Origin of the sequence: Paenibacillus amylolyticus, from assembly GCF_036894225.1 — a bacterium.
In the GTDB taxonomy this organism is placed as follows: Bacteria; Bacillota; Bacilli; order Paenibacillales; family Paenibacillaceae; genus Paenibacillus; species Paenibacillus amylolyticus.
In genome coordinates this window covers 5399482-5422310 of the sequence record NZ_CP145892.1, presented here as the reverse complement: position 1 = coordinate 5422310, position 22829 = coordinate 5399482, and the positions used below count along the sequence as shown (strand labels likewise).

21 protein-coding genes and 1 tRNA gene are annotated in these 22829 nt (G+C 47.5%); 18 read left to right on the top strand and 4 right to left on the bottom strand.

What is annotated here, in order from left to right:
- Window positions 1-29: 29 nt before the first annotated feature.
- Window positions 30-2207: a glycoside hydrolase family 88/105 protein gene (locus V6668_RS24015; protein WP_338706921.1), complete on the top strand. Its 2178-nt coding sequence runs from the start codon at window positions 30-32 to the stop codon at window positions 2205-2207.
- A gap of 190 nt (window positions 2208-2397) precedes the next feature.
- Here V6668_RS24015 and V6668_RS24010 read toward each other — a convergent pair whose 3' ends face one another.
- The gene (locus tag V6668_RS24010) at window positions 2398-3273 is read right to left on the bottom strand and encodes a DUF72 domain-containing protein (protein WP_076253303.1); all 876 of its coding nucleotides are present in this window, start codon (window positions 3271-3273) and stop codon (window positions 2398-2400) included.
- Window positions 3274-3505: 232 nt separating this feature from the next.
- Here V6668_RS24010 and V6668_RS24005 point away from each other — a divergent pair, with 232 nt between their 5' ends.
- The 5 genes from V6668_RS24005 to V6668_RS23985 all read left to right on the top strand — a co-directional run bounded on the left by V6668_RS24005 (window position 3506) and on the right by V6668_RS23985 (window position 7581).
- On the top strand, window positions 3506-4249 hold the full coding sequence (locus V6668_RS24005; protein WP_338706920.1) for a class I SAM-dependent methyltransferase: 744 nt from the start codon (window positions 3506-3508) through the stop codon (window positions 4247-4249).
- A 27-nt stretch (window positions 4250-4276) separates the two neighbouring features.
- Window positions 4277-5260, top strand: a complete 984-nt coding sequence (locus V6668_RS24000) for an MBL fold metallo-hydrolase (RefSeq protein WP_338706919.1) — start codon at window positions 4277-4279, stop codon at window positions 5258-5260.
- 174 nt (window positions 5261-5434) lie between these two features.
- Window positions 5435-5851, top strand: a complete 417-nt coding sequence (locus V6668_RS23995; RefSeq protein WP_036605873.1) for a hypothetical protein — start codon at window positions 5435-5437, stop codon at window positions 5849-5851.
- On the top strand, window positions 5848-6891 hold the full coding sequence (locus tag V6668_RS23990; RefSeq protein WP_051446925.1) for an FAD:protein FMN transferase: 1044 nt from the start codon (window positions 5848-5850) through the stop codon (window positions 6889-6891). Before V6668_RS23995 ends, V6668_RS23990 begins: the two co-directional genes overlap by 4 nt.
- A gap of 36 nt (window positions 6892-6927) precedes the next feature.
- A complete protein-coding gene (locus V6668_RS23985) occupies window positions 6928-7581 on the top strand; it encodes a ferric reductase-like transmembrane domain-containing protein (RefSeq protein WP_053061408.1) in 654 nt (217 codons plus the stop codon).
- A gap of 160 nt (window positions 7582-7741) precedes the next feature.
- Here V6668_RS23985 and V6668_RS23980 read toward each other — a convergent pair whose 3' ends face one another.
- Window positions 7742-8308, bottom strand: coding sequence for a phosphatidylglycerophosphatase A family protein (locus V6668_RS23980; protein WP_017692570.1), 567 nt, complete (start codon window positions 8306-8308; stop codon window positions 7742-7744).
- A gap of 272 nt (window positions 8309-8580) precedes the next feature.
- Here V6668_RS23980 and V6668_RS23975 point away from each other — a divergent pair, with 272 nt between their 5' ends.
- From V6668_RS23975 to V6668_RS23935, 9 genes are all read left to right on the top strand, one after another.
- A complete protein-coding gene (locus V6668_RS23975) occupies window positions 8581-9636 on the top strand; it encodes a GerMN domain-containing protein (RefSeq protein WP_047841205.1) in 1056 nt (351 codons plus the stop codon).
- Between the two features lie 300 nt (window positions 9637-9936).
- Window positions 9937-10692, top strand: a complete 756-nt coding sequence (gene rph, locus V6668_RS23970) for a ribonuclease PH (RefSeq protein ID WP_017692572.1) — start codon at window positions 9937-9939, stop codon at window positions 10690-10692.
- Between the two features lies 1 nt (window position 10693).
- Window positions 10694-11317 (top strand): XTP/dITP diphosphatase, encoded by a 624-nt coding sequence (locus V6668_RS23965; RefSeq protein ID WP_017692573.1) that lies wholly within the window; start codon window positions 10694-10696, stop codon window positions 11315-11317.
- Between the two features lie 348 nt (window positions 11318-11665).
- Window positions 11666-12508 carry an STM4015 family protein gene (locus V6668_RS23960; RefSeq protein WP_338706918.1) on the top strand — a complete coding sequence of 281 codons (843 nt, stop codon included), beginning with the start codon at window positions 11666-11668 and terminating at the stop codon, window positions 12506-12508.
- A 21-nt stretch (window positions 12509-12529) separates the two neighbouring features.
- Window positions 12530-13780, top strand: a complete 1251-nt coding sequence (locus V6668_RS23955; protein WP_338706917.1) for an STM4014 family protein — start codon at window positions 12530-12532, stop codon at window positions 13778-13780.
- Window positions 13773-14558, top strand: a complete 786-nt coding sequence (locus tag V6668_RS23950; protein WP_036605877.1) for an STM4013/SEN3800 family hydrolase — start codon at window positions 13773-13775, stop codon at window positions 14556-14558. The genes V6668_RS23955 and V6668_RS23950 overlap by 8 nt, the downstream gene beginning before the upstream one ends.
- Window positions 14559-14605: 47 nt before the next feature.
- Window positions 14606-15994, top strand: a complete 1389-nt coding sequence (locus V6668_RS23945) for an STM4012 family radical SAM protein (protein ID WP_338706916.1) — start codon at window positions 14606-14608, stop codon at window positions 15992-15994.
- Entirely contained in the window at window positions 15991-16851 is an 861-nt protein-coding gene (locus V6668_RS23940; RefSeq protein ID WP_338706915.1) for an STM4011 family radical SAM protein, read from the top strand. Before V6668_RS23945 ends, V6668_RS23940 begins: the two co-directional genes overlap by 4 nt.
- Window positions 16852-17210: 359 nt before the next feature.
- Window positions 17211-18908 carry a methyl-accepting chemotaxis protein gene (locus V6668_RS23935; protein WP_338706914.1) on the top strand — a complete coding sequence of 566 codons (1698 nt, stop codon included), beginning with the start codon at window positions 17211-17213 and terminating at the stop codon, window positions 18906-18908.
- A gap of 147 nt (window positions 18909-19055) precedes the next feature.
- Here the strand turns inward: V6668_RS23935 and asnB are convergent, their stop codons facing one another.
- Window positions 19056-20900: an asparagine synthase (glutamine-hydrolyzing) gene (gene asnB, locus V6668_RS23930; RefSeq protein ID WP_036673522.1), complete on the bottom strand. Its 1845-nt coding sequence runs from the start codon at window positions 20898-20900 to the stop codon at window positions 19056-19058.
- 192 nt (window positions 20901-21092) lie between these two features.
- Here asnB and V6668_RS23925 point away from each other — a divergent pair, with 192 nt between their 5' ends.
- Both V6668_RS23925 and V6668_RS23920 read left to right on the top strand, forming a co-directional pair.
- Entirely contained in the window at window positions 21093-21392 is a 300-nt protein-coding gene (locus V6668_RS23925; protein ID WP_017692581.1) for a hypothetical protein, read from the top strand.
- Window positions 21393-21423: 31 nt separating this feature from the next.
- On the top strand, window positions 21424-21780 hold the full coding sequence (locus tag V6668_RS23920; protein WP_124117699.1) for a hypothetical protein: 357 nt from the start codon (window positions 21424-21426) through the stop codon (window positions 21778-21780).
- A 177-nt stretch (window positions 21781-21957) separates the two neighbouring features.
- Here the strand turns inward: V6668_RS23920 and V6668_RS23915 are convergent, their stop codons facing one another.
- Complete coding sequence (locus V6668_RS23915) at window positions 21958-22251, bottom strand: DUF4870 domain-containing protein (RefSeq protein WP_017692583.1); 294 nt, start codon at window positions 22249-22251, stop codon at window positions 21958-21960.
- A 480-nt stretch (window positions 22252-22731) separates the two neighbouring features.
- Here V6668_RS23915 and V6668_RS23910 point away from each other — a divergent pair.
- Window positions 22732-22805 (top strand) — tRNA-Arg (locus tag V6668_RS23910).
- The last annotated feature ends 24 nt before the right edge of the window (window positions 22806-22829 follow it).

Here is a 22829-nt window from a genome sequence, read left to right as displayed (position 1 = left end):
TTCATGAGAACGAGGCGATTGCAGGTAAGGTGTACGATTCAATTCCGGATATATTGACTACGGTGGCTCAGCGTTATATTGGTGATCATCCGAAACATTCATTTTTGTTCAGAGCCTGTCATCAGGGAGGTTTCCGCAGGTTAGGGGACTATCGCTACGACCTGAATCTGCATGAGAAATGCGCAGAGGTGCGTGCAGGGCAGTACGTGTATGTATGGGGCAAGTTATGGAGCGAGCAGAATGCAACGTTAAATACGGGCCTGAACTGTTATAGTCCGGTGACAATCTATGTGAACGGTGAAGAGGTGTTTAAGTCTGAGTTGTTGCAGGAATTATTTCCCGAGCGAAGAACCCAGATTCCAATTTCCGTGAACTATGGCTGGAATGATGTGTTGCTGTGTTTTGTCAAAACAGAAGTAGGATTCGGCGGTATCTACGGAACAGCTTCATTCAAAAATTTCCCGCTCCACTTCCTCACTCCTGGGGCAGATCGTCAGGGACAGGAGGGCTGGTTATATTCGGAACCCGTCGATGAACCTGTACTATCTCTTCCTCGTGACGGCATGACGGAAGAAGAAACAGGTCTTACCTGGTATCCGCGCAAGGCGTGGACAGATGAGGAGCAGAGTATGGGTTCTTTTGCCCGCATCTTTGGAGCGGAGCAACTAGCTGTTGCTTACGCCTGGTCCAAATTGGATGTAACCTTGCCAGGATCAACGCCAGTTATTTTAAAAGGCCGTCATGATGGAGCTTTGACTCTGTATGTGGATGGCACGGAAGTATACTCTGCTGGAGGCAGTGCTAACTTTCACGTTGAACTCCCGCGCCGTTACGGTTTTTCAGATCTGGTCGCGAAGGGTGAAATCCAGGCAGTTGGCGGTTCATGGGGATTCACGTTGGAAGATGCCGAGCGTTCGGGTTCCACAGGCTGGAGACTGAAACCTCCGCATCCGGTTGCAGGATGCTCTGACCCATGGCTGTACACAGGTGTGTTTACTCCCGGTGCTGAACCATCCCACGCCGACATCGTGCGAACAGATATCGTGTTTGATGATGATGCACAAGGTGTGTATTGGCGGGTAGATATTCCCGATACGCATGTTCGTCCTTACCTGGAAAATACACATTACGGGAAGTGGAATTATCCGCTCGGCGTTACCCTGCTTGGACTTCTCCAGACGGGACAGGAATTGGGACGGGATGATTACATTCAGTATGTACGGCAACATATTGAACTGAGCACTTCATTTGACCGCTACGGTCTGTGGGATCGGGAAGGGTACGGTGCGGCAGGAATCAATAATCAACTGTCTGCCATCGACAGTCTGGATGATTGCGGTTCGTTTGGTTCCACGCTGCTTGCTGCGATGGAATTGGGCGATATTCGTGGGGGAAGAGATACCGCGGATCGGATTGCAGGCTACATTACGCATGAGCAGGAACGTCTGGAGGACGGTGCCTTTTACCGGGTTCGCGGCAGTGGGGAGATGCGTCAGGAGACGATGTGGTGTGATGACTTGTACATGAGTACACCATTTCTGATGCGTTACGGTCAGTTGACAGGAGATGCGACATATTGGGATGATGCGGTCAATCAGTTCCTGATGTTCCGTAAATACCTCTACCTTCCCGAACAACAGATCATGTCCCATGTGTATGATTTTGTACGTGGTCGGGCGACAGGTATTCCGTGGGGACGGGGTAACGGCTGGGTGCTATTTTCCTTAACCGAATTGTTATCCATCCTGCCACATGATCATGTGAAACGGTCGGAACTATTACAGTTCTATCGTGATTTAAGTGAAGGTTATTTGGCGCTGCAAGGGGAAAATGGACTATGGCATCAGGTGCTGAACCGCCCGGATTCGTATGAAGAAACCTCCTGCACATCCATGTTCATCTACGCTTATGCCCGTGGTATTCGGGAAGGCTGGCTGGAACAGCCAGAGCCTTATCTGGAGGCCGTACGCAAAGGATGGCACGGCATGACACGTTTGTCGATTGACTATAAAGGCAATATATACGGGGTATGCCGGGGTTCCGGGTACTCGTTTACCGCCTTGTATTATCGCGATGATCTAGGCTGGAATCTGAATGATACCCATGGGATCGGCATTGTGCTCTTGGCAGGCAATGAAGTGTATAAAATGAACCAGCAGCTCCGTGAGGCGCATATCGATTCTTCGGTTACAGCCACGCAGCGCTGATGTTTGACGCAACTGAACGGATATTTGTGGATAGCCTTCTATAGGTAGATTACCAGCTAAAGAAAGCGGCAAAGCCCCCGGGCTTGCCGCTTTTAGTTTGTTTCCAATATCGAATCCGCTCTGCATAATAGCAATGATAAATACACTTACCTTCACCCAATAATATGAATAACTCCGTTTATAGCACGTATTAAAATAGCTCCAGCTGCTCCGGTCCTTCTTCCTTCTCCGGTTCAGTACGGTCAGGGAAAGGCTTCACCGGCTGATCCAGCAGGTCCATCATCATCTGGGCATTCGCCGCTGCATCGCCACCTGAGTTGTTGTTGAAAATAACATAGACATCCTTGCTCTGCTCCTGCAATTGCTCCAGATATCCTTTCCACTCCAACAGCTCTTCCTTGTTGTAACGGTATAAATAACGGGTCTCGCGCCAATTGGGCGCACCATTCTGATGCCACCCGGACACATTGCGTCCGTGCATGCGCACCAGCGTCATCTCGGAATCCGTCGCCTGTGGCACGATGGGGATAGAACCTAGACCTGCCTGAGGTTCGTCACAGACACTGTGAATCCAGCCTTGCTCTTTCAGGAACGAAAGCGTCCGCTCGCGCATGTCACCTTCATACCAGCTACGATGACGGAATTCGAGGGCACACGGAATACCTTCCATTCGAAGTTTCACTTCACGAAGCTCTTTCACGTTGTCTTTATTGCACTCAAACCAAGGCGGATATTGAAACAAGGCTGCCTGCATCTTGCCGGCTTCAATGACCGGTTCCAGTGATTCCCGAAAAGCCTTATACATCTCCGACGTGCTGGTGAAGTAGGGCTTGCCCCGTAGATGTCCGGTCATTCCCTGATAGGCTTTGATGATAAAAGCAAAGGATTCGGGTGTCTCGGCAGCCCATCGTGCCATTCGATCCCGCGGCTGAACGGCGTAGAAGGAACTATCCACCTCCACGGTGGAGAAGTATTGTCCGTATAGACTGAGCTTGTCTTTGGCTTTGGTACGGTTTGGATAGAGATCTTCCTGATCCCCCCATCCGGTAAGTCCGATGTGAATCATAAGAACACCTCCTGTTGCTTTTTGAACAACCTCTTATAATTAACCGATTTGCAGGCATATGTCTAATATTATATCGTGTGCATTTTGGCTCTTCAATGTTGGAAAATTACTGGAATTTTTTGAGTTTGCAGAATAAAGACGTTACAATACATTAAAGCTAGTGGAAATGATCAGGCCTGTACATAGCGTACTACAGATAGAGAGCCAGTGACCAAGTGGAGGGCGAGAATGGATGACGGAATGGTATAAAAAGAGTTTTGGAGAAGATTATCTTCTCGTATACAAGCACCGGGATGTGCAGGGTGCCCATCAGGAAGTACATAAAATGATTAATTGGTTGAAGCTTGAGCCCAATTCTGAAGTATTGGATCTATGCTGCGGTATGGGACGGCACTCCATGGCACTTGCTGACGCAGGATTGCGAGTGACCGGAGTTGATCTGTCCGATGTGCTTCTACGTGAAGCGCGCCTAATGGACACTGAACACCGAGTATCTTGGTGTCATGCGGACATGCGTGAACTCCCGCTGAAAGGTGGCTTTGACGCTGTAGTTAATCTGTTCACATCGTTTGGTTACTTCCTGGAGGACGGAGAACAACTGAAAGTATTACGTGCCATTCATCGCATGCTTCGCCCGGGTGGCAGCTATATTATTGATTTTATGAATACGGCTTATGTAACTCGTCATCTGGTGCAACACTCCGTTCGAGAGGATGAAGGACAGCGTATTGAGGAGTATCGCAAGATTGAGGAAGGGTTTGTGCAAAAGGAAATTCGCATTACGGATACCACATCCGGACATGAACCGCGGGTATATCAGGAACGTGTGAAGTTGTACACACGGGAACAACTGAGTCAGATGTTAAGTGCCGCCGGACTCCGGGTAGATCAGGTACATGGCGGCTATGACGAAGAGAAATATGACGAGCAGGCTTCTCCGCGCATGATTTTTGTTGGTCGTCGTCCTGTGGAGTGAACAGAGACAGTTTGGAAGGGGGATAACATGAAGCGCACAGAAGAGATGTCCATGACAGAGGGCATACACCGGGTCAAAATCAGCATGACGTTTCCCTTACGATGGGTGAACAGTTATGTCTTATCAGAATCGGATGGGAAGATAACTATTATAGATCCGGGACCGCGTAATTCGGAAACAGAACAGGAGTGGAGTGAAGCGCTGGCAGATCTCGGCCTGACCTTTAGCGATATTCGTCAAATTGTACTCACCCACCATCACCCCGATCATCTTGGGTTGTCGGGTTGGATGCAACAGATGACGGGGGCACCCGTTCGAATGTCCACACGCTCCCGCCAAGAGGCCGATTATATGTGGGGATCTGATTCACGCATCAATACAATATTACCTGATTATTATGGTCGTCATGGTATGCCGGAAGACAATACTGAGCAGATACATGAACATATGAAGGCATTTACTTCGCAGATCACACCACTTCCGAAGGTGACACCCATTGAAGATGGCGAGTGGCTTAATATGGGCGGGAAACGTTGGGTTGCTGTGGAGACGGGGGGACATGCCCCAGGCCATTTATCCTTTTATGCGCCGGAGTCCATGGAGATTCTGTGCGGAGATGCAGTTATGCCACAGATTTCACCGAATATTAGTCTGCAACCCGGCAGTGACCCTCAGCCATTATTGTCTTATATGGAAGGATTGCAACGTCTCGGGGGGCTAAATGTCAAACAGGCGTATCCAGGGCATCGGAATCCTTTTGCCCAGTTCAACGAACGGACAGTTCAATTGCTGGCTCATCACGAGGAACGTCTTCAGAAGATGACGGAACGAATTCAGGAGTCACCGGCGAATGCTTATGACATCTGTGTGCACATGTTTGGCAATCGGCTGGGTACCCATCAACTGCGGTTTGCCATGAGTGAGACGTTAGCCCATTTGCAGGAGTTAATTCGACGCGAACTAGTGAAGCAAGAGCAGCAACCGGATGGGACGTTCTATTTTCAAATCTAAACGGAATGATGATATCGATATGGAATGATAATACGATCTTATATAGAGGCTCGGGACAGGAAATTCACCTGTTCTGGGCCTTTTTAGCCTCTCTTAACGGTTCATTCATCTATTTTTAAGCCAGCGCGCCTATGATACATCTATGAACTTCGCTAAAGAAAGCAGGGAAGAGCGATGACCAGAAGAAAACGGAATCAATGGAGAAAATGGCAAGCTTCAGCGGCAGCAACGTTGACTGTGGCTGCACTTTTTCAATATGTAAGAACTTCGGATGCCTTTGATGTGGCCTATGCAGCAGCAAATGGCACAGATACAAGCGTTACTGCTTCAAGCCAAGTGGATACGCATGATGATGTGATGGATGAATGGATCAACAGTACAACGGACAGCAACAACTGGAACACGCAGGACAATGACAATAATGATAGTCAATATAATGGAACATCCGATAGCACACAAGCAGCTCGGCCAGATCAGAGCTCGAGTAACGAGGGGAATTATTCAGATTCTCAGCGTATCGGGCAAAATAACCAGGGTACAGACTCCGGATACAGCAGTGGCAACTATCAGTCACGTACAGGTGCATCATGAGCCGCACGGAGCAAGTTGCTCGTCCGCTCCGATTTCAATTCCGTGCGATGAACACGGATGTTGAAGTGCAACTGTCAGCTGGGCGGGAAGAAGCTGAACATGCAGCAACCGTGGTGAAGAATTGGTTTGAGACGCAGGAGCAGCGCTTCAGCCGATTTGTTGCAGACAGTGAACTGAATCGTTTGAATGCTTCAACCGGATGGATGCCCATCTCCGCTGCGATGGATGAAGTTTTGAGTTTGGCCTATGGATATATTGGCCTGACCGAAGGGATTTTTCAACCGGGTATCTCGCAGGCTCTTCAGGCTTCGGGATATGATCTAAGCTTCGAGAAGGTGCAGCAACGACAATTGAAACGTCCATTAATTGAACGTGTATTGCGAACGAGAACACCTGAATCATCAGGCTGGATGGAAGATCGATATGACCACAGCCGTCCGAGCTGGATTCAGCGGGAAGGTAGCCGGATGGTTCATCTGGACCCCGGAGCTGAGTTGGACTTAGGAGGCATTGTTAAGGGCTGGGCAGTAGAGCGTATCGCAGACTGGTTGCAGCGAACATTGCATATTCCAGCGGGTTTGATTAACGCGGGTGGAGATATTCAAGTATGGGGTTCACCAGACCATTCCCAATGGACCTTGCAAGTAGCAGATCCTTTGCAGAATCAGGGTGCTATGTCGGGAGCGATCCGTTTACAGCGAGGAGCTGTTGCCACTTCGGGTATTTCCCGCAGACAATGGCAGAATACGGATGGAAGCTTTGCACACCACCTCATTGACCCCCGGACGATGGAGCCGGCAGATACGGACGTATTGCAGTGTACCGTTCTGGGACAGCATGCTTCGCAATGCGAGATCATTGCCAAGACGGTATGCATTCTGGGGAGTGCCGAGGCGGTGGGCTGGTTAAACCGACATTACGATCGGCATGACGTCCTGTGGATGACACGGGATGGGAGTAATTATTTTAGAGGGAATACGGATACGCTTGCTGAGCACTGGCCCGGTTTTGATCCGGATCATCGCTTCAGTCTATTATAAACGAGGACAAGTCTAACAGATATGGGGGAGCCGGTTATGGCACAATGGATTGTAGATTACCTGCCAACGTGGAATATCATTCGAATTAGTGGAATTGCTGCTTATGTGTTGCTCTTTGCCGGTGTGTTTCTGGGTATTGCGCAAGGGATGCCTATGGCCAAAGGCAAACCAAAAGCAGCCATGTTCAAATGGCATACCCGAACGACCTGGCTCGCCTTCGGACTTGGACTCGTGCACGCATTAACGTTATATATTGATCATTACAGCCCATTTACCTGGGGAGAACTTCTGATTCCTTTTACCGCCTCCGTACATCCGATCGGCAGTGGTCTGGGAACGTTAGCCTTCTACGGATTAGTGATTGTCCTGTTATCCAGTGATCTGCGGAACAAGCTGGGCCGTAAATGGTGGTTCATGTTCCACATGTTGTCCTATCCGGTGTTCATTGGTCTGCTGGTTCACGGCATGGTTACCGGAACGGATTCTGGCAACATCATCATGCGGATGATATATGTATTTACCGGACTCAGCATTCTCGGTATCACCGTGCTACGTGGCATGTTGCGAGAGCGTAAAGGCCCGGAAATCACGATTGGACCGAAACGTGCAACATCTGGTTCACCTTCCGAGCAGAATTGGGTTGAAGGTTTTGGTTTGGTGGGAACGGTACGACCTAAACATCTGAAATAATAAAATGTGGATTATCCAATATGTATCGTTACACATGCAAAAAAGCGGCCATCAGGCCGCTTTTTCCATGAACAGTTATTTTATTGAACAGTCATTTCACGAAGCATCCATACACATGTCCAATGTTCCACATGGCTTCATTTATGAAACGATTTACGCATTATACGGCGTCATCACTAACAGGTTTTTCTCCCAGTGCTTCTTCAAGCTCGGATTGTTTGCGATGGGCGATCCGACTGCTCGCTGCTGATGCAATCGCACCGACAATATCATCGAAGAACGTGTGGACAGGGCCCAGGCTCTTGTCATTCAGTCGTTCAAGCACCCCTGGTTTCAGCTTGTCCACATAACCATAATTCGTAAATCCAATGCTGCCATATACATTGACGATGGAGAATGCCAAAATCTCATCCACGCCATACAATCCTTCATCGTTCTCAATCATCTCCTGCAAAGGAGATATGAGCTGCCCCTGTTCTGCCAGAATATCAAGCTGAATTCCGGTCAAAACAGCGTTCTGTACCTCACGTTTACGGAGAACCATCTCCACATTTTCGATACATTCTTCCATCGTAAGACCTGGATAATATTTTTGTTGCAATAACATGACCAGCTCTGCGATCTCAGGGATCGTGACGCCCCGCTTATGCAGCCATTCCCTTGTTGCCTCCGCCACCTTGCGGCTATTCAGGCTGTAAGGGATTTTTTCTTGCTCAGGATGTTCCATGGGCGATTCCTCCTCTGAAGTTAGCAATGTCCCTACTCTTGCTTCCTAATACGTTATTAACCTGGTTTACGTTTCTTTAAGATAATAAAATTATAAGTTTCAGTGAAGTGGAACAATTCGATTAACACATGAAAAATTTCAGCTAAAAACGGTCTGCCTTCCGTGAAAGTGCGTTGATAGACATTTTTCTTATTATCTTTTAGTTATTTTTTGGACAAAGGCTCGTATACATGGTAGTACAAACTGTAAAAATGATGAGGGGGAACGTGATCATGAGAAAGATCCATTCTTTGCGTACGGTATCGGCAGCAGCGCTGCTGAGTATTCCTATGGTATTGTCAGGCTGCGGCATGTTTGGAGCACAGTCTTCCGAAGCTGTTGATCCACCACCGCCCATCCAGGAAGCAGCTATGATTCAAGCGGCCGAAGGGAATGGAGCACTCGCAATGCTCCCGTTAACGACGGTATATCTGCAAGACCAGCAGGGGCTGCTCGCTCCGGTATCCCTGACACTTCCTTCTGGGACAGACGCAAGCAGTCCAAAGACAGCACTGGATACACTTGTCACAGGTGGGGCCTATGCGGGTATGCTGCCTGAAGGATTCCAAGGCGTTCTCCCACAGGGAACGGTTGTGCAGAATGTAACGATTCACGCGGATGACAAGCTGGCGGTTGTTGAGTTCTCGGGTAATTTTGCCAAGTATGATGCGAAGGAAGAACGGAAAATGCTAGAAGCTGTCACGTGGACATTGACGGGAACACCTGATGTGGAGAATGTGCAGATCTGGGTGGATGGCAAAAAGTTAACGCAAATGCCGGTAAATAGCACGCCGCTGCCTGAACCGCTGAATCGGGCTGTGGGAATCAATCTGGATCTGGGTGATACGTTTGTGACCAACAGCAGCCCGGTAACGGTCTATTTCTCCGCTGCTTCGCCAGCGGGCATCCAATATTATGTTCCAGTGACACGTCTGGTTACACCTGGTGAAGATCGGGTGCAGGCAGCATTGAACGAACTGATCAAAGGACCTGACAAAGGTGGAGAACTGGAAGAGGTCATGACAGGCGGAACGGAGCTACAATCGGTCAAAACGGCAGAAGATGGCACGGTCACGGTTGCCTTGAAAGATGATATGTTTGCCGAAGGGGATATCGTGCCAAGCGAGCTGTTACAATCTGTCGTATTAACCACTGCGGAGAACACAGCCAGCAAGGATGCCAAAGTACAGATCGAGTGGAACGGCCAAAAAACGGTCATGGGTGACGACAACAGGGATTACAGTGCGCCGGTTTCCAAGCCTGAATATATCAACGAAATTCCGATTTAATGAGCAAGGAATGCTTAAGGATGCTTTTAACCGAACTCTTTGGTAAAATATAAGGGATTCGTAAAATACGTGTTCAAAAAGATCGGTTTTCAGTACCGAGAAGATGGGATGAAGCTAGAAATGGAGTAGCGGAGCGTAGGCAAACTACGTGAGCAACGGACATTTCGGCTGAATTCCATATTCGATGCTGATGATGCCTTAAGGCATTTTTTGTAATCAAAAGCGAGCTTTTTGAACAATCTCTAAAAGTGTGAATAAGTTCAACATTACAGGATGCTTAAGTCGTAGGAGGCAGAAAATATGAGATCAAACGGACGAACCAGCGAACAGCTGCGCCCGCTGAATTTAACAGTGAACACGAATAAATACGCCGAGGGCTCTGTACTGATTGAAGTTGGAGATACAAAGGTGATCTGTACAGCTACAGTAGAGGAACGTGTACCTCCCTTTATGAAAGGGCAGGGTAAAGGCTGGGTAACAGCTGAATATTCCATGTTGCCACGTGCAACACATACCCGGAACCAACGTGAAGCCAATCGTGGCAAATTAACTGGACGCACCATGGAAATCCAGCGTCTGATTGGTCGGGCACTGCGCTCAGTAGTTAATCTGCAGGCTCTTGGTGAGCGTACCATTACCTTGGACTGTGATGTTATTCAAGCTGACGGAGGCACACGCACAACGTCCATAACCGGTGCGTTTGTAGCGCTGGCGCTTGCCGTGAACAAGATCTCCCAACAGCACAAACTGCAAGTGTTCCCGATTACGGATTTCATTGCCGCAGTAAGTGTGGGTGTTGTGGGTGAACAGCCTGTACTGGATCTGAACTATGATGAAGATTCCAAAGCCAAGGTAGACATGAACCTGGTGATGACAGGTGGCGGTAAATACGTCGAGCTTCAGGGAACAGGTGAGGAAGCACCATTTGATCGCCGTGAGCTGAACGCCATGTTGGAACTGGGCGAACAGGGAATTCTGGAAATGATCGAGCGTCAAAAAGAAGTGCTTGGACCGATTGCGCTCAAGATCGGCGCGCGTGGATTAGGGGAAGCCTAAGATGAGTTTGGACAGCCCAATCCTCATTGTTGCTACCCGCAATGCGGGTAAAGTCCGTGAATTCGCTCATGCTTTCGCACCGCTTGGCAAAGAGGTTAAGAGCATGTTTGACTATCCGGAGCTGCCGGATGTGGTAGAAGATGGCGTAACGTTTGCGGAGAATGCCTGGAAGAAAGCCAAGGCGGTTGGTGATGCGCTTGGTTTGCCCGTTCTGGCAGACGATTCAGGTTTATGTGTAGACCTGTTGGATGGTGAGCCAGGGGTATATTCAGCGAGATATGCAGGCGAAGGAGCAACGGATGCACAGAATAATGCGAAGTTGCTGGAGACGCTGGAATCGTTGAAATCCGGTGAGGACACCGAGCAGCCGCTACTAAGTCCGGCTCGTTTCGTCTGTGCGCTGGTCCTGTACGATCCGACAACAGGTGATAAGTATGAATCAGAAGGCACTGCGGAAGGCTGGATTACGGCTCAAGCTGCAGGTGCTGGCGGTTTTGGATATGACCCACTCTTCTATGTACCTGAATACGAGATGACGATGGCAGAGCTGACGCTTGAGCAAAAGCAGGCGATTAGCCACCGTGGTCACGCGCTGAGAGCGCTTGTATCCAGACTTGAAGGCTGAGACTAAACGAAACATTTTGATTTAACTTCATGATATGTGAACATCAAAGCGTTAATGGAAGGACAGAAGCATTCCGAAGGGATGGTTCATCCGCCATTAACGCTTTTTGTATGAAATGAAGTATTTGATCGGGTTAGGTGAGGTCCATCCATATACCTAATGGTGAGGGTTATTTCTGCGACCACATACAAGAACGTATGTTCTTGTACCTACATGAGAAATGGTTTACATTGCACGATTGGGAATCTCATTGGGACTGGAGTTGGAAGAAGTTGCAAGCCTTGTGTGGTATGGGTTAACATTCAAACTAACGAATCACATATGAACCTTAAACGGAGGGATCTACTCATGCAAGAAGTGAAGCTTGTTGTATCTTACGATGATTATGAGGACGGCATTCGTATGGAAAAATTAATTAAGGAACTGGCAGCTAAACCGGAGGCTAGCTCATTGGAAAGTCTGGTCATCGGAGATTGGGGACAGGCTTATGAAAATTCGCCTGATGAGTTCATAGGAACGCTTGTCGAGTCGGCTCCAAGTTTTCCGTCATTGAAGAAACTGTTTATTGGAGATATGGGATTCGAAGAATGTGAAGTATCGTGGATTATCCAGACAAATCTCACACCACTGTTAGGTGCCTTTCCAGAATTAAAATCATTCTCTGTAATGGGCAGTAGCGGCCTCAGTCTGGAACCACTCCAGCATGCCAAGCTTGAAGAATTGATTATTATATGTGGTGGTCTCCCGAAAGAAGTGTTATCTTCAATCACCCATGCCGAGTTGCCTGAATTGCGTAAACTGGAACTGTATCTGGGTGTGGATAATTATGGTTTCAATGGATCACTTGAAGATGTACTCCCTTTGCTAGAAAAAGGATTATTTCCAAAGCTGGTTTACTTGGGTCTGAAAGACAGTGAAATTCAGGATGAGATTGCCAAAGCAGCAGCTGAAGCATCTATTCTGGATCAACTTGAAGTACTGGATCTATCGCAAGGAACGTTGTCCGATGAAGGGGCTGAAGCGTTGCTTGCCAGTGACAAGATCAAGAAACTGAAACATCTTGATCTAAGTTACCATTACATGACCAATGAAATGATCAGTCGCTGGAACCAATCGGGTATATCTGTAGATGTTAGCGACCAGCAACAGAGTGATGAGGATGACTGGCGCTATCCATCGTTAACGGAATAGTCGATGTCAGGTGTAAAGGAAATGAATGAAAGCCTGCATCAACCGATAGATGTACCTGATCTAACGCAAGATCAGCCCTTTTTATTGATCGGAAACCCTGATAACCGACGAACACAAGGGCTGCAAGAGGCTAGGCATAGATTGGGTTTGAAACCTGCGGTTGTACTGCCATATGCTCAATTGCTCCAGAATTGGAGACACGGACGAACCATCGCTGATACAGTAGATTCTAATCTGCCCGTACCCCTGATTCGAATAGATGCTCCTGGAGAGGATTGGGAAGTGGAACGTGAACTACTGTTCCTTGGGGATATGGACGATTCGTCAACATTAACGGCTGGGATGGGTACAGAAGCATTTTCCGCAGAACAGGCACTTGCGCTGGAACAGGAGTGGGGAAGAATCTACGCTCCCGCCCAGTGGTTTCGTGGCTGGAAAGCATGCTTGGATCGAATCGGCCGTGAGTCTCGGGAGATATGGTCTGAAGTTCGATTCATGAATGATCCCGCCGATATCCAATTGATGTTTGACAAGAGAACTTGTCAGCAACATCTATCTTCACATGGAGTTGATGTACCTCCGGCGCTGCAATTTTCGCGGCCAATCCGTAATTATATGGACCTGCGTAGCTCAATGAAGTCTGCTGAGATGCATCGTGTGTTTGTGAAGCTTGCGTGCGGCTCCGGGGCTTCAGGAGTTGTTGCCTATCAAGTCAATCCCCGAACGGGTGATGAAATCGCTGTAACAACAATGGGGATGGAACAGAGACAGGGCAAGACGATTTTCTTCAATGAAGGACGTCTACGCAAGTATACCCGCAGTGAAGAGATTGCTACGCTGATGAACTGGTTATGTGCAGAAGGTGCACAGATTGAACGGTGGATGCCAAAAGCCACGCTTGATCAGCGGGCCTATGATATTCGCCAATTGGTTGCAGGTGGACAGGCAGGTCACGCGATTATGCGGCTGAGCCGTACCCCGATTACCAATCTGCATCTGCGCAATGAGCGTATGCTGCCTGCTGAAGCAGGCCTGGATGAACAGCGGATGTCGCTGGTACGGTTGGCAGCGCAAGCAGCCATGTCTGCATTTCCCAACTCGTGGTCAGCTGGGATTGATGTGATGCTTACTAGTGGTTCGAATCCGCGTGCCTATGTGCTGGATGTGAATCCATTTGGAGATCTGTTATACAGGGTCGAGCATCATGGCCTCGGAACCTATGAGTGGGAAATGGAACTTTTACGAAAGGAGGAGCCTATTCAACATGCCTGATATGAACACCATTGTGGGCTCCCATGATCTGTTAATGATTACGCTGGATACGTTACGCTATGACGTAGCCAAGCTGGAAGAGGAGAATTGTCCTAATCTGTGTGGTTCGGGTCCGTGGGAGAAGCGTCATACCCCAGGCAGTTTTACATATGCGGCACACCATGCTTTTTTTGGTGGTTTTATGCCGACTCCTGCCAATACAGATAAGGCATCTCATGTAAGGCTATTTCATTCCCGGAATACCGGACTCAAAACACATCCGCACACCTGGCTGTTTGATACACCGGATATCGTATCCGGGTTCGCAGCTGAAGGTTACCGTACCATCTGTATTGGCGGCGTCATCTTTTTTACGAAAAAAAATCCGCTTGCAAAAGTATTGCCTGGCTATTTCCAACACAGCTACTGGCGAATGAACTTTGGGGTAACCAACCCCAAATCAACAGAGCATCAGGTACAGCATGCATTAAAGTTGCTTGAACAGACAGCGCCGGATGAAAAGATATTTATGTTTTTGAACGTGTCTGCCATTCATGGACCCAATCGTTACTTCGTGGAAGGAGCGAAGGAGGATTCGGTGGAGACTCAGAGAGCCGCACTTCGATATGTAGATGAGGCTCTTGGACCATTGTTCGAGGCGATGCGAAAACGCGCCCGGCCTGCGTATTGCCTGGCTTTTTCCGATCATGGTACAGCTTACGGTGAAGACGGGTATCAAGGACACCGGCTTGCACATGATGTCGTCTGGACGGTGCCTTACCGTGAATTTTTAGTATAGAATGTATTGATCTTATGAGGACAACAACCGGAGACAGGAGGAAACCGATGGAGAAACATATACAACATACAACAACAGGCCATTCCACACAGTCCGGATCCAATATAGCTACAAGTCTCAGTGAAGTACTGGCATTCCCTTATCGTTCTTACTTGTACTCGTACCCACACAAGACCGCCTATCGGGAGCTTGACCCACCACTGCCGTTAGGGCCACTGTGGGAACGAGAAAATACCGATACGTATTTTTTATATATGCATATTCCCTTTTGTGCTGCTCGTTGCGGATTTTGTAATCTGTTCACACTGCCGGATCGACGGGATGATACGCATGAACGCTATGTAGATGCGCTGGAACGTCAGGCGAAGCAGTGGGCACCTATTACATCTCGAAGACCGTATTCGCGGTTCGCGATTGGTGGAGGAACGCCTACATTATTAAATGAGGTTCAGTTGAATCGTCTGTTTGATATTGCTGAACATGTGATGGGGCTGGACCCTGCGCAAGCATCGATTTCAGTGGAAACGTCGCCGGATACCGTTACGGAAGCCAAGCTGGCCATCATGAAGGAACGAAGTGTGGATCGTGTCAGTATGGGTATCCAGAGTTTTATTGAAGCTGAAGCATCTGCCATCTATCGTCCACAAAAACCGCAGGAAGTTGAACGAGCGCTTGAGAAGCTTACTCGGTATGATTTCCCATTGTTAAATCTGGATCTGATCTATGGTTTGCCGGGTCAAACGGTGGAATCGTGGATCTATTCATTGGAAAGAGTTCTGGCTTACGAACCGGGCGAAATCTTTATCTATCCCTTGTATACACGGGAAAATACAATCGTGAAGCCTGATGACATTCGCCGTCAGGGACCTGATATTCGGATGGAACTGTATAAAGCTGCACGTGAGACTTTAAAAAGTAAAGGTTATGTGCAATATTCCATGCGCAGATTTGCCAAAGAACAGTCGTCCTCGAAAGCACTTCTGCCTTATAGTTGTCAGGAGGAGGGCATGGTTGGACTGGGATGTGGCGCACGATCTTATACGAGTGAAGTACATTATGCTTCCAAGTATGGCGTGAGTTACAAGGCTACACAGAGCATCATTGCCGATTATGTGGCAACTGAGCGCTACGATGTGGCGGATTATGGCATCGTGTTAAGCCGTGAGGAACAGAGACGTCGCTTTATTCTGAAAGCCTTGCTGCATCGCGAGGGATTGACGTTGTCTGACTACCAACAGCGCTTTGGTACCGATGTGATGTCCGACTATGCCTGGTTGGCTGAACTGTTGACAGAGGGCATGGCGGAGTTGGAAAGTGATGAGGGCAAGCGGGTGTTGCGTCTGACAGAAGAAGGACTAGGTTACTCCGATGCGATTGGAGATTGGCTTATATCTGCCGAAATTCGTGAACAGATGGAAGGGTTTGTTTTCTCATGAGAGCGACTTTGTATTATCGGGGGAAGTTGTCTTCCTGTAATTACGACTGTCCCTACTGTCCTTTTAGCAAAACCGTGGATTCCAAAGAGACGTTGGAAGTGGATGAACAACAATTGCGTCAATTTGTGAATTGGGTCAGGGAGCAAGAGAGTGCCGGGCATCAATTTTCGATTTTCTTCAATCCCTACGGTGAAGCTTTGGTGCGTCGTTGGTACCGGGAAGCGATGGTTGAGCTGTCACATATGCCACATGTGGATAAAGTTGCAATTCAAACCAACCTGTCCGTCAAGCTGGATTGGGCGAGGGAGTTGGATGCGAATAAAGCGGCCTTTTGGGCGACGTATCATCCTCGTGAGACAAAAGAGGCTTCTTTTGTTAAACAATGTCTGACCTTGCGTCAGATGGGACTTGCTTTTAGTGTCGGTACTGTCGGACTCCGTAGTGCTTTCCCCTCAATTGAGTCCATGAGACAGGCTTTGCCGGATGATGTGTATATGTGGGTTAATGCCTTCAAAGATCGGCCCAAGTATTACACTCCAGAGGAAATTCAGTTTTTACGTGGGCTTGATCCGCTTTTTGAAGGTAATCTGCAGGATTATGAGAGCTTGGGCAAACGATGTGCTGCCGGTTCGGAAGTATTTTATGTACAGGGGTCCGGGCATGTGAAGAGGTGTTACAAGGATCGTCGAATCATTGGACATCTATATCGCGATGGTTTGCAGGCTTTGTCTGAGGATCGGCCCTGTCGCATGAAAAAATGTGGCTGTTACATCGGTTATATCCATATGGAGGATTCCCCGTTCAGAGAAACGTTTGGCAGCGGGCTGCTTGAACGTAATCCGGTATTGATTCGTTGACCGGCATTTCATATTTAGCTATACTTCAAACGCATCTTTTAGTATAGGCAGGATCAGACCTTTGGTTTGGACTTGCCTTCTGGAAGGTGTTTTTTTGTTTTACCGGACTAGAGTTAGTGTTTGTGTTCTTTATTAAAAGGGCCTTGACAATTTTAAAAAAAATTATTTTTATGTTTATGATTCAAATTTTATATTTTATGGGTTAGTATGAATAGGAAAAAAGACCCTGTTATGAATAGTATTTGTACATATAATCTCGAATTATATTTTTTTATTGGGTCTAAAGTCTCAATTTAATTAAAAGGAGGGTGGATGTAGGAAGTATCATGCACGTTATCTGAACTTTCGGGGGAGTACACATGAAAAAAATCTCAATTAGCCGTAAATTACTTATGGGTTTCTCATCTGTGCTGTTATTATTGGTGGCTATAACGGTTATAACATATACGCAGTTTATAGCCGTTGAGAAAACGTATACAGAATTAATTAATGATAGAACAAGCAAACTATTACTCATTAAAAATATGTCGATTGATCTTAAATCACAGCAGATTGCTTTGAGAAATTATATTCTGGAAGACAGTGCGAATAACGAACAGGCATTTAATAAAGCTTATGAAGATTACATAGCATTAAATGAAGAATTAAAATCATCAGTTTCAAGTTCAAAGATGAAAGATTACCTTTCACGATCGGATGAAGCGATGAGCCAATATTATGAACTTGCGCAGCAGATTATGACATTGACAAGACAGGGGAATAACAGTGAAATCTCAAGATTACTGAAGGACACAGCCCCAAGTCTGATCTCTGAATTTGAAGGCATTGTGGAAGGTATGGAAACGCATCAACAAGATGCCATGAACTCAGGCGTTGTGGACGCTAATCTTCAGATTGTGCAGGTCCTTAGGTGGATTGCAATTATTGGAGTGGCTTCTCTTCTAATCGGGGCACTTGTGGCGTATGTCATTGGCAGAATGATATCCTTGCCTGTTGCTGCTATTGCCCAATCCGCGAGCCGGATTGCAGACGGAGATCTGACTGGTGAGCCTATTGTGGTCCGTAACAAGGATGAGATTGGTGATCTCGCCCAAGCCTTTAACATCATGTCTGCAAATTTGCGTACACTCATTCATCAGGTAGGAGACAGTGCAGAACGGGTAGCTGCCTCTTCAGAGGAGTTGACGGCAAGCACCGAACAGACAGCAACCGCCACAGAGCAAGTGGCCATCACAATGGGTGAGATTGCAACAGGTATGGATACACAGGTTCGAATGGCGAGTGATGGATTCCAGACGATGAATGAGTTAACGACAGGCTTTCAACAAGTTACGGAGAACACACTCCATATGTCTGAAGAAGCTACCAAAGTCTCCGTAAAAACAATATCGGGTAGCGAGTCAGTTCAGTCTGCGATAGGTCAAATGAATTCTATACAAGGGACGGTGTCGAATCTGTCGGTCGTGATCCAGGAACTGAGTAGACACTCTCAGGATATTGTGAAAATGGTGGACAGCATCTCGGAAATATCAGCACAGACGAATCTCCTATCCCTTAATGCTGCTATTGAGGCTGCACGAGCTGGCGAACAGGGAAGAGGGTTTCAGGTTGTTGCTACAGAGGTTCGGAAGCTGTCTGAGCAGTCTGCGCTTTCTGCTAATCAAATTGTTCCATTGGTGGCATCGATTGAGAAGGGAATGCGAAATGCTGCTGAATCTATGGTGGTTGTATCCGCAGAGGTTCAAGAGGGGATTACACTTGTTCACCAGGCGGGAGCCACATTTGATGAAATTCGTGAGGCGGTTGGGGGCGTAGCGGGGCAAACACAGGAAGTCTCTGCTTCAATTGAGCAAATGTCAACAGGGGTAGAACAGATTAATAGGTCTATGAAAACAATCATGGAAGTGACCGAAACGGGGGCCGCCGGAACAGAAGAAGTGAGTGCATCTTCTGAGGAGCAGTTGTCTGCGATGCAGGAGATTGCTTCCGCAGCCAATGATCTCTCCTTGATGGCAGAACAGTTGCAACAGACCGTCAGTCGTTTCAAAGTGCAATAAATTGAACTGAGTGGAATGTGGATGAAGAACGAGTGCATCCGTACAGAGATTTTTATAAAAAAGTAATAAAAGGGTGTCCAAACACAGTAGTTACTGTTTGGGCACCCTTAAATAATTCATCATGTTGAATCAATGCATAACATGATCTTAACGAATAGCGACTTTATATGTCCGCAACCAGGTATTGATCTGAGTCAGATATGCAAATAACTGTGGCCCAGACATTAACTGTCCGAACCAGGGAAGATTGGAAGCTGCATCTGGTGAAGACGCAAGATTGCGGATCTGAGTTTTGTCGATCAAAGGCAAAATCGGCGAAGTGGGATCATCCAGGATATCAAGTACCTGCTGTTTGACCGCGGCCAGATATTGCGGATTATGTGTTTTCGGATACGGACTCTTTTTGCGATATAACACATCGTCAGGCAGGACACCTTCGAGTGCTTTACGCAGAATACCTTTTTCCCGTCCGCCCGTTATTTTCATTTCCCAAGGGATGTTAAACACATATTGGATCAGACGATGGTCACAGTAAGGTACCCGCACTTCCAGTCCTGCCCCCATGCTCATCCGGTCTTTGCGATCCAGAAGTGTAGGCATGAAACGTGTAATATTCAGGTAGGACATCACCCGCATTTGTGCAGCTTTACCTGTTTCCCCATCCAACAGAGGCACTTCAGCCACTGCATCCGAATAGCGGTCTGCCAAATAATCGAGTGGCCGAATCCATTCCCGAATATCCGGGGATAACAACGCTGCTCGCATATCAGGTGCTACAGACCACGGAAACGTACCGGAGTTCAGCATATCTTCTCGATGGAACCAGGGGTAACCGCCAAACACTTCATCCGCTGCTTCGCCTGAAATGGCAACGGTGGCCCCTTTTTTGATTTCTTTACAGAACAAATAGAGCGAGGAGTCTACATCTGCCATACCTGGCAGATCCCTGACTAACATGGCCTGTGTCAGTGCATGAATCAGTTCTCCGTTCTCAATTTCAATCCAGTGATGGTCGGTCTTGAGTTCATCCACCATTCGCTTAATCCAGGGTCCATCTGCACCCGGCTGAAAGGAATGCGCCTGGAAATGCTTGGCGTTATCCACATAATCGACAGAATACGTACTGATTTGGCCTTGCCCGGTTCGCTTGTAATAATCAACGGCTAATGCAGACAAGGCGCTGGAGTCCAGTCCTCCTGATAAAAGAGAGCATACTGGAACATCCGAAGCCAACTGGCGCTCCAGTGTATCTTGCAAGAGAGAGCGTACCTCTGCTGCCGTCTCTTCCAGGTTATGTTCGTGGTTCTGGCTTTCCAGTTTCCAGTAGGCATAGGTTCGGATACCGTTTCGGTTATAGATCAGCGCGTGCGCAGGCTTGAGTTCGCTTAGTGAAGAGTATACGCCGTGTCCTGGTGTCCGTGCAGGCCCTACGATAAACACTTCGGCCAATCCTTCCGGGCCAACAGCGGCTTCCACATCAGGGTGAATAAGCAGAGCTTTGGGCTCTGAACCAAATACGAGAGTGTCTTTGTTATTACTGTAGAACAGAGGTTTCACGCCAAGGCGATCTCGTGCGATAAAAACCTGTTCGCGTCCCCCATCCCATATGGCAAAAGCAAAAATACCGTTAAACCGGTCAACACATGCCGGTCCCCACTCAATATAAGAGGCGAGCAACACTTCCGTATCACATTGCGTGCGGAACTGATGCCCCCGCTGGAGCAATTCCTTTTTCAACTCGGGTGCATTGTATAGTTCTCCGTTATACACGACGGTATAGGAGGTATCTCCCTGTAACGCATGCATGGGCTGTGCGCCGTTCTCGGGGTCCATTACACTAAGACGCCGATGTCCAAAGGCACAAGGATTGGAGATCCATGTACCTGAAGCGTCGGGCCCCCGGTTCGACAAGCTATCCGTCATACGGACCAGCAGCTCTGATTCCTGGGTCAAATCCCGATTCCACTGTATGAAGCCGGTAATACCGCACATGGTTTGTTCATCCTTTCTTGGTCGAGTCATTCATCCGTATGGCTGCTTAGTTACTGGCAACCAGCAAATGTTGTCTTTTCGTCAGAGGTCGTAACAAATATATGCCGAAAGCAGGCATAAAATGTCTGTCCTCTTCGGAAACTAGTTCTAGGGACAACGGCCTCAACATGCCTGTGAAGGAGAGAACATGCAATGGACAGTATGAAGTATTATGTGTCTGTCATGGGCCGCTCCGTTATTCCGGATCCGTCGGTAACATCATATGAATGGATCATTCAGGCAACGCCGCAGGAAGCGGAGCAATTACTGGGACTGCTGAGCCTCATGCAGGAAAAGGAGGAAGAGGCCTTTCCTGGCATGGTATTCCCATGGCCAGATACACCGGAGGAGTCCGTAAACCGAGCTTATGAAACGGTATTACAACAGGTGTATCGAGAGATTTACCGATTGGGCACACCAGAGACACGATACCAGATTGAACAAAGTACATGATAAGCACAAAGGAAAAGGAGCGCGATGACGAATGTATGCCATTCAAGATGCCAAAATACGCAGATTAACCGAGGTGGATGGATTGTCTTGTGCAGAGGTTGAAGTGCAGCCTGGAAATGCCGGAGATCCGTCGTTACTTGTATACGTGGCCTCAACACAGCCCGGAAATTCGCTGGAAGTTGTTCGGATTGTACGCAATCACTCCGATTCGGCGATCGACTGGTATAACAATAATATGCATACAGCGTTTGAAGAGGCGACAAATACCGCATTTGAGAACAGCGAAGGTATGACAGTCGAAGAAGATAAGGCTCGGTTTCAAAGTGAATTGTTTGCCTTTGGTTTGCTTGGTCCAACACTTCAGCGTTATCTGATCGGGCAGGCTTAACAGGTAACGCTCCAGCAACACATGTGGCGATAGTGGGATAGAGTTCGATGTTGAGCTATATGTAGATGTGACCTGTTGCTGTTGCTGGTTGCTCTGACTGTATCTGTAACTGGAAAAACCCGCCGTTGTTGAACGGCGGGTTTTATTATGCGATGGTCAGATCAGGTGGAGATGTGATCAAGCATACTCGCGCAGCACTTGAATCCCTTTAACCACATTGTACACAAAGCTTAATCCGTAAATCACAAAGAATAGAATGACAAACCCAACGGCGGAACCCAGACTATGCGCAGTCACGAAGAAATAAAATAACGGAATGGCAGCGAGAAAGGGGAATACATGTGAGAATAAGGCGCGTTTTGCATGTCCCTCAATGTAATCATCCTTGGCAACAATCCATATAATGATCGGAAACAGGAACGGGGCAAAGAAAATACTGAAATAGGATAGGGCTGATAAAAGCTGTCTCATGACGATTCTCTCCTTCAATGGATCATTGAAATGTATGTATGCAAAAGATTACCCAGCAATTCTGACATTGAAAATGTCTGATGTTCATCTTACTCTAAATGTCCTAATCTCCTCAATATAACCTGGTTCAAGCTATCATATTCTCAAAGGGGCTGAAGTATGAGAATAACACCGAAAAGTACATTTATCGCCTTTGATTACGAATGATGCCTAGTGGCATCATCAACATCGAATATGGAATTCAGCCGAAATAAGCGGATGCTTACGAAGGTTGTTTCCTTTGGAAACAATGTAGTTGCTCACGTAGTTTGCCTACGCTCCGCTACTCCATTTCTAGCTTCATTCCATCTTCTCGGTACTGAAAACCGGACTTTTTGAACCTGTATTTAAGTATAATTATTAATTTTTTTATAAAACTATTGAAAAATATAGAAATCAGAGTATAATAAGAACCGCGCCGAAAATTTATTATACATATTTGTCTCAGTAGCTCAGCTGGATAGAGCAACGCCCTTCTAAGGCGTCGGTCGGGGGTTCGAATCCCTCCTGGGACGTAAAAAACAAGAAGCTTCCTTCGG